Here is a 7,964-nt window from a genome sequence, read left to right on the forward strand (position 1 = left end):
TTATTTACTTTGGTTAATATCAACTTTGGTTACGCAGTTCTGCGCATCATCGAAGTTCACTTTCACGGTCTGGATCACCATATTTTTATCAAACTGAAGACCTGCACAGTACATGTAAAAGTTATTGACTTTGCTGTCGCTTACTTTTACCACGGTATTTTCATTGTTGCACAAATAGGTTCTCAGTAAATAATTATAGTGCATATTGAAGCTGTTTCCGTTGGCGATCTGCTGAAGATGATATTTAAAATCATTATCAATTTTAGCATAAGCATCTTCTACACTTACCTCTTCTTCAAGCGCATCATAAGCGGGAAGAATTTTAATCTGATGAAGAATCGGCTCCGCGCTTTCGTCTGTGTAAAGTGTTACGACATAATCTCCCGGTTTTTTGTAAGAATAGATTGCCATTTTATCTTTAGAATCGATGTTTCCTGTTTCACCGAACTTCCATGTAAACTGTTTGGCATCGGAAATCGCTCGGAACTGTACGTTTTCAAACTGCATTGCCTGAGTCTGTGCGTCGATTAAAGTTCTTGTTTTTGCAGAATCTACGGGCTTGGGAATTGATCTCGCGGAAACCATTACAGGAAAAGATTTGGAATATTTATTATCAATAATCAACGTTACCTGATAATATCCCGGTCTGTTGTAAAAGTGGAAGCCGCTGTTTTTATCGCTTGAAGTTCCGTCTCCGAAGATCCATTTTTTGGTTTTCGCAAACTGGGTTTTGTCTTCAAACAAAAGGGTGTCTCCTACTTTCAGGGAAGAGGGATAAACAACCCCTACAATATCATCTGCGGAGTGTATTACCTTCTTCTGCAGCCACAATGCAACCAGTGCTGCAATGAGCAGCGTTGCAATAACACCGATGATAATGTTTTTTTTGTTTTTTTGAAAATAATTCATAGTTAATGATTGTGTGATGTGTGTGTTTTATTTGGTGTGTCTTATGAAAAGGATTTTAAAATTTACTGAGTCCGTGCCTTTAAAGCTGTTTCCCGCTGAAAAAGCTGACTTTTCTTTTCTTTGAAACCTATAGAGCATTCTTCAAACTGTTTTTCGAAGCTTTTGATGTTTTCCGTTTTGCTGGAAATTACTTTTTTGTCGTTGAAATACATTTTGTAAAATTTCGCAATCTGCGGATACGCATCTTTTCTGATGTCTGAAATATTGTCTCCGTTCTGGAAGTAATTGGCAACGTCGTTAATTCCGTACATGATATTGCTTTCCACGAAAGGCTGCGGCGATTCGTCTGTCAGCTTATTGATCATAGAAAATGTGCTGTCTAAGGTTTTGTAGGAAAATTTCTGCTTCTGATCGAATTTTGCCTTTTCTTCAAGATTCTGTACCGAGATCATATCTTCGTCTGAAAACGGAGATTCAAAACCTTTTAAAAAGATAATTGCCAGAAAAATAAGCGCTGCAAAAAGCATTAAGATCAAATATAAAAACTGATAATGCCTTTCTTTTTTCGATAGTGTGATTTGTCCCTGCATAATTTTAGTTTTTATCTTCTTCGTCGGCTTCCCGAAAATTTTCTTGTAGGATCTACCCTGAGTTCATGGCTTACAATTCCTACTTTACCGCGGCATTCGCTGAGATCCCGTAAAGCATTCTGCTCTTTGTAGGAAACGTTCACGATCTGGTTTTTCAGTGCAAGCATCGGCTCAATCTGCTTCATGAGGATGGAATAATGCTTAAAATTGTCGGCACTGTCTTTTCCCATGATGTTTTTGGCATCTCTTACGTTATCCATAATGTAGTTGCGGAGGAAAATATCGTTATCCACTTTATTGATGTCGAGCTGATCCATACGATACAGGATGCTGTCGACGTGAATTCTGAGAAGGTCGCTTCTGGTGAGCAGTTCGCGGTAGTCATCCGCCTGTTTTTTGATTCCTTCCCGCTGGATATCATAGCTTTTAAAAAAGAAAAAGACACAGATGAAGGATACACCTGATAAGACAATGAATGATAGAACAAATTTCCAAATGCCTACCCTAACGTCTGCTTTGTTTAATTTTTTCTCCCTGATCGAAGACATATTTTGTGATTTGGTTTGGTTCTGTGAAATTATAAAAAAATAATTTATGCACAAAATTTAAGTTTTTACCTTAAATAATTCTATTTTTTGAATTAAATTAAGATTAATTTTCACTTTCAGCATATTTTCCTAATTTAGTGATCTGAATTTTAATTATCATCCACCAAATCGATATTAAAAGTGAGCAAAATATTAACCAATACTGTGCGATTTTCTATTGCCGACAGTGATTTTTATTTTAAAAAAATAATGATCAAAACGCTGACGGAAAATCCGTTCTACATGCTGCTGAACGACTGCAACAACGGGCATGAACTGATCAGCAGGAATTACAGAAGGCAGGAAGATGTATTTATTGTAGAGCTTTTTATGCCTGTTCTCAGCGGGCTGGAAGCCATTAAATACATCCGGAAAAGCGATTCTGAAACCCCGATTATTACGTATTCCGGAACGTATCAGGAAGATATGGCGGAAATTCTTTCTAAAATTCCCAATACTTTTTACTGCCAGAAAAAAAGTACGATTATTAAAGAAATTATCAAAGGAAAAATAACCTCAGACAGCTTCGATTATGAAGCCTATACGAAACAGTGGGAACAGCAGCCTTTAGCGGTAATGGATTATATGAACCGCCAGAAAAAAAGCCAGGAAGAACTTTCTCCTACAGAAATCCAACTGATGAAATTCTGCTATGAAGGCTTCAGTAACAAGGAGATAGGAGAAAAACTGAATCTCAGCACGAGAACAATCGACACGTACATTAACCGCCTTACTGAAAAGCTCGGACTGAAGACAAAACTGCACCTCATCCGCTTCTGCGTGGAGAATGGCTACTACAATTCGAGTATGTAATCGTGACTTACGACGACATCTATACAGAATAAATACTGAGTTCTCAACCTCTTATCAAAAAATATTTTACCACTAATTTGCTAATATTCAATTTTTTTAACTAAATTTGCACACCTAAAATTTAAAATTAAAATAAGGAAATGACAAAGGCAGAATTGGTAAACACCATCTCAAATAAGTTGGGAACCGAAAAGAATGAAACACAGAAAGTTGTAGAGGCATTTATGCAAGAAATCAGGACTTCTATGTATAATGGAGATAACGTTTATCTAAGAGGTTTTGGATCTTTTATCATTAAAACAAGAGCAGCAAAAACAGGAAGAAACATCTCTAAAAATACTGCCATTGAAATCCCTGCTCATAACATTCCTGCTTTCAAACCATCAAAATCTTTTGTGGAGAAAGTAAAAACGAAAGTTACAGTAAAATAAGACATTAACTGAATATTAACTAGTTACTAAAAAATTATAATTATGCCAAGCGGAAAGAAAAGAAAAAGACACAAGGTTGCAACTCATAAGAGAAAGAAAAGAAGAAGAGCGAACAGACATAAGAAGAAATAATCTCTTTTTCTCGAGATTTACAATATAAAGATATAGTTGGTGATTTTAAATTTTAAAGCCTCACCGACTATATTTTGTTTTGCAACTATAAGATGTCTAAGGAAAAGAACGTTTTATATTTTATCAAAAAAATTATCATTCATTCAATTGTTATGCTTAACTTAAGGTTAAAATTTATTTGATGAAAAAAACACTCTTTTCCTACAATCTTAACAATTTTATCTTACAACAAAATGAAGAAAGAACTAATAGTTTCGCATGAGGATGATCTTACAAAGATTGCACTGCTGGAAGACGGAAGACTATGTGAACTTCATGAGCAAGAGGACAAAAGCGATTTTATAGTTGGAGATTTGTTTGTTGGGAAAGTAAAAAAACTGGCACCTAACCTTAATGCGGCTTTCGTAAACATCGGATACGAAAAAGATGCCTTTTTGCATTATCAGGATCTGGGACCACAGTATCTTACGTACAGAAAATTTTTACGAGATACCATTTCCAAAAAACAGAATACTTCAAGCTTAAAAAATTTCGAGATACAACCCGAAATAGACAAAAACGGAACCGTAGACAAGGTAATCGCCAAAGACGATCTTGTTCTGCTTCAGATTACCAAAGAACCCATTTCTACCAAAGGACCGAGAATTTCCACTCAGGTTTCTTTAACAGGGCGTTTTTTGGTACTTATTCCTTTCGATAACAAAGTTTCGATTTCCAAGAAAGTAAAAAGCTTTGAAGAAAAAGAGAGACTGAGAACCTTAATCGAAAGCATCAAGCCTGAAGGATTCGGGGTTATTATAAGAACCGTAGCCGAAGGCAAAAAAGTTGCAGACCTGCACAATGACATGAATCAGCTGATTCAGAAGTGGGAAACAACCTTCAAAAATATACAGAAAAATAAAGTTCCGTCCAGAGTCTTAAGCGAAGATGATAAAGCTTCAGCTATTTTAAGAGACAACTTCAACCAGGATTTCGTGAGCATTACCTGCGACGACGAACAGATGGTGGAAGAAATGAAAAACTACCTGGAAGTTATCGCTCCGGAAAGGAAAAATATTGTCCATTTTTACGATTCCCATATTCCTCTTCTGGAATATTACAATGTTGAAAAACAGCTCAAACAAAGCTTTGGAAAACACGTCAATATCCCAAGCTCAAAAGGTGCTTATCTGGTGATAGAACACACAGAAGCGCTTCACGTAGTCGACGTAAACTCCGGAAATAACATCACAACCGGAGCTGCCGTAAACAAAGAACACGCCTTAAAGGTGAATAAAATGGCAGCAACCGAGATCGCAAGACAACTGCGTCTCCGTGATATGGGTGGAATTATTGTAATCGATTTTATCGACATGCCCAACGCAGAGCACAGAAGAGATCTGTACGAACATCTGAAAGAAGAAATGAAGCGAGACAAAGCCCGCCATAAGATTCTTCCGCCGAGTAAATTCGGGCTGATACAGATTACCAGACAAAGAAACCGTCCGGAAAAACAGATCGACACCAAAGAAGAAAACCCGAACAAAGACGGAGAAATCGTAGCTCCGATCGTGATCGTGGAAAGAATGGAAGAAACCCTGAGAACCATTATGCAAAAGGAAAAAGGAAAACTTTACCTGCATGTACATCCATTTGTGGAAGCTTACCTTACGAAAGGAATCAAAAGCATACAGATGAAATGGTTTATGAAATACAAAAAGTGGGTAACCGTTATTCCAAGGGATTCTTTTAAATATTTAGAATACAGAATTTACAATTCGAATAAAGAAGAATTGATAGGATATTCTAATTAATACAAAATTTTAAACCTCTAGAAAACTAGAGGTTTTTTTATATATTTGTATCAGATTACACAAAAGAATTTTAAACACAAATGAGAAAACTATTATTTCTTGTGCTGCTTACTGTAGTACATCTTACTTTTGCACAGATTATTTCCAAAGATCTTTCTTTTGCTTCAAACGGACTATCTGATGTTGCCAATTATAGCTATTCATGGACTATGACTCAAGATTCCAATGGCAGTATTTATTCATCTTATTCTGTCCCGAATGGTAACGAAACATTTGTATATAAGCTTACCACTAATGGAATTCTGGATTCGAATTTTGGAAATAATGGAAAAATTCAGTTACCTTATTACACCTATCAATGTCAATCCAAAATGCAACCTGATGGAAAACTTGTAATTTTTGGTTACGGTAATGTGAGTGGTGGAATTTCCGGTTCTGCCAATGTAGGAATTGTATACAGAATACTTCCAAGCGGACAACTAGATACCACTTTCGGAACTAATGGAGCCTCTATTATATCTAATGATTTTAACAGTGATACAAATGGTCGTTCTTTAGGACTACTCTTACAAAATGGAAAAATACTCGTTTATAATTCTACTGCTATCTACAGGCTTAATGCTAACGGAAGTATGGATACCTCATTCGGAGTTAATGGTTCCGTAGCAATTCAGGGAAACTTTTATTATGGTGCGTTTGTAGTACTAGATAATCAATCTAATATTATCTGTCTTACTAAAATCAACTCACCCTATAGTAACAGCACCATTGAAAAATTCAATCCGAATGGACAGCCGCTAATGAACTTTGGAAATAATGGTGTTTTACAATCTAATTTAGATTTTGCTCCTTTTAGTACTGCAATTATAGACAGCAATAATAAGATCGTTATTTCAAAATCAAACTCTACCGATAATGAAGTTTTTAGACTTAACCCGGATGGAACTCTTGATACTACATTTAATTGTGCTTTATCTGTAATACATCCCACTGCTTTGGCAAAAAGTATTATTGAAAAAGATGGACATTATTACATTGGAGGAAACCAATCATCTCATCCATATATTCCTTATGGATCAGATGAATCTCCTATTTTTTTCACAAAACTCACTCAAAGCGGCTCAATAGCTTCTGATTTTGGTTATTATGCGGACAGTTCTTTTGCTAATGTTGACGAAATAATAGTCAACAACAATAATATCATTTCAAATATTGGCGGAGGTATCGTAAAATATTTATTTAATACTACAACATTATCAGCTGTAGACGTTACAAAAACCAGTCTTACTATATCTTTTGAAAATCCGATAGAGCAAAACCTAATTTACAAATCGGAAGAAAAAGTAAGTAAAATAGAAGTTTATTCTCTTGAGGGAAAACTTGTTAAAGTTTTAAAAGACGATAATACTAATGTTTCAGAATTAGTAAAAGGAGTTTATATTGCAAAAACCACTTTTGAAAATGGAAAAATCTTAACAAAAAAACTTATCAAAAATTAATTTTAACGCATAAAATTTAAAATCTCCGTAAAAATACGGAGATTTTTTATGATCTGATTTTCATAATTTTACACGCTTATTATAAAAACTAATACCTGAAATGAGAAACATTTTCTCCTTTATTCTATTGTTGTCTTTTTTTGTTGCTTTTGGTCAGAAAGAGGATTCTTTAGCCCTAAATAAAATAATTAAAATAGAAGATTCTTTACTGAATAAAATTATCTATGAAACTGATACAGTTTCATTAAATTCAAAAAGTATTATCCATATTCAAAATGAAATTCTTTTAAGATACAATCAATTTGTTCTGGATTATCCGAATTCTGAATATTTATTTGCAGCATTTTTAGGCAAAGCATCTAAGGAGCAAGGTCTTCATCAATATAATGATGCAAAAAAATCCTATCTTTTTTGTTTAAAATTAATTGAAGATCAAAAAATCGGCAAAGAGCATGACAACCAATCTCTAAATTCATATCTAAATCAAATCTATCAAAGCCTTGCAGACATTGAACTTGAAAATAATAACTTCACAGAGGCAATAAAATTTCTGGATAAAGCGAATGAACATCCTTTTCAGCCTTTTTGCGGAAATGCCAATGCAATGGAACACATTCTAATAGCAGAAAAATACAGTAAAAGTTACATCGGACTAAAGGAAAATGAAAAAGCACTGAATATTTTAATCCCATTATTGATAGAAAATGGTTTGGCTGATAATTCTGAAATCATTAAGCAGGCTTATGATCTTCTTTTAAAAAATAACACAAAAGAAGATTTAAAAATAAAATTTGAAAAAGCATTTAAAAATTTGATTTCAGAAAAGAAAATGAACGGCACATACAAGTACACTGTTTACAGCATTAAATTTTTAGACAGAAATGTAACACTTCCGTATTGGAAACTGTATGATGCAACAACTGAAAAAGACCGAGAAAAAATAGTAAAAAGTATTCTTAAAAATTCGAAATTCTATGCTCTTCTGATAAATTAAAACGGAAAGATCAAATCTGAATCCATGGAGGTGAAATAATAGTAGTTTTTAGTGCTTTAGTATAAAATAAATTATAAAATTTATTTTGACAGTAAATTTTGATAGGATCTTCTTCATAAATTAATTGAATATCCGTTTTCTAACCTAAAGCTGTGATATTAGCAATAATCAGCCTTTCAAATAACTTTTCTCCAAAATATCTTCGATTTAACTTGT

At 34.2% G+C, this 7,964-nt stretch carries 8 protein-coding genes; 5 read left to right on the forward strand and 3 right to left on the reverse strand.

Features of this window, described 5'->3' with window-relative positions:
• The 3 genes from DD829_RS16000 to tssO form a co-directional block, all read right to left on the reverse strand.
• Entirely contained in the window at positions 1-909 is a 909-nt protein-coding gene (locus DD829_RS16000) for a PKD domain-containing protein (protein ID WP_076392027.1), read from the reverse strand.
• A 62-nt stretch (positions 910-971) separates the two neighbouring features.
• Positions 972-1,499, reverse strand: a complete 528-nt coding sequence (locus DD829_RS16005) for a type VI secretion system transmembrane protein TssO (RefSeq protein ID WP_076392025.1) — start codon at positions 1,497-1,499, stop codon at positions 972-974.
• 11 nt (positions 1,500-1,510) lie between these two features.
• Positions 1,511-2,047, reverse strand: coding sequence for a type VI secretion system TssO (tssO, locus tag DD829_RS16010; protein ID WP_108410923.1), 537 nt, complete (start codon positions 2,045-2,047; stop codon positions 1,511-1,513).
• 180 nt (positions 2,048-2,227) lie between these two features.
• Between tssO and DD829_RS16015 the strand changes: the two genes are divergently transcribed.
• From DD829_RS16015 to DD829_RS16035, 5 genes are all read left to right on the forward strand, one after another.
• Complete coding sequence (locus tag DD829_RS16015) at positions 2,228-2,899, forward strand: LuxR C-terminal-related transcriptional regulator (RefSeq protein WP_076392021.1); 672 nt, start codon at positions 2,228-2,230, stop codon at positions 2,897-2,899.
• Between the two features lie 140 nt (positions 2,900-3,039).
• Positions 3,040-3,330, forward strand: a complete 291-nt coding sequence (locus DD829_RS16020) for an HU family DNA-binding protein (RefSeq protein ID WP_027388329.1) — start codon at positions 3,040-3,042, stop codon at positions 3,328-3,330.
• Between the two features lie 365 nt (positions 3,331-3,695).
• A complete protein-coding gene (locus DD829_RS16025; protein ID WP_108410922.1) occupies positions 3,696-5,255 on the forward strand; it encodes a ribonuclease E/G in 1,560 nt (519 codons plus the stop codon).
• Positions 5,256-5,335: 80 nt separating this feature from the next.
• Entirely contained in the window at positions 5,336-6,754 is a 1,419-nt protein-coding gene (locus DD829_RS16030) for a T9SS type A sorting domain-containing protein (RefSeq protein WP_108410921.1), read from the forward strand.
• Positions 6,755-6,854: 100 nt separating this feature from the next.
• On the forward strand, positions 6,855-7,748 hold the full coding sequence (locus DD829_RS16035; protein WP_108410920.1) for a hypothetical protein: 894 nt from the start codon (positions 6,855-6,857) through the stop codon (positions 7,746-7,748).
• Positions 7,749-7,964 lie beyond the last annotated feature (216 nt).

Origin of the sequence: Chryseobacterium sp. HMWF035 (genome assembly GCF_003094695.1) — a bacterium.
In the GTDB taxonomy this organism is placed as follows: Bacteria; Bacteroidota; Bacteroidia; order Flavobacteriales; family Weeksellaceae; genus Chryseobacterium; species Chryseobacterium gambrini.

Coding starts and splice junctions, on each gene's coding strand:
- tssO (WP_108410923.1), bottom strand. CDS start 2,047: ATGTCTTCGATCAGGGAGAAAAAATTAAACAAAGCAGACGTTAGGGTA.
- DD829_RS16020 (WP_027388329.1), top strand. CDS start 3,040: ATGACAAAGGCAGAATTGGTAAACACCATCTCAAATAAGTTGGGAACC.
- DD829_RS16035 (WP_108410920.1), top strand. CDS start 6,855: ATGAGAAACATTTTCTCCTTTATTCTATTGTTGTCTTTTTTTGTTGCT.
- DD829_RS16005 (WP_076392025.1), bottom strand. CDS start 1,499: ATGCAGGGACAAATCACACTATCGAAAAAAGAAAGGCATTATCAGTTT.
- DD829_RS16000 (WP_076392027.1), bottom strand. CDS start 909: ATGAATTATTTTCAAAAAAACAAAAAAAACATTATCATCGGTGTTATT.
- DD829_RS16025 (WP_108410922.1), top strand. CDS start 3,696: ATGAAGAAAGAACTAATAGTTTCGCATGAGGATGATCTTACAAAGATT.
- DD829_RS16030 (WP_108410921.1), top strand. CDS start 5,336: ATGAGAAAACTATTATTTCTTGTGCTGCTTACTGTAGTACATCTTACT.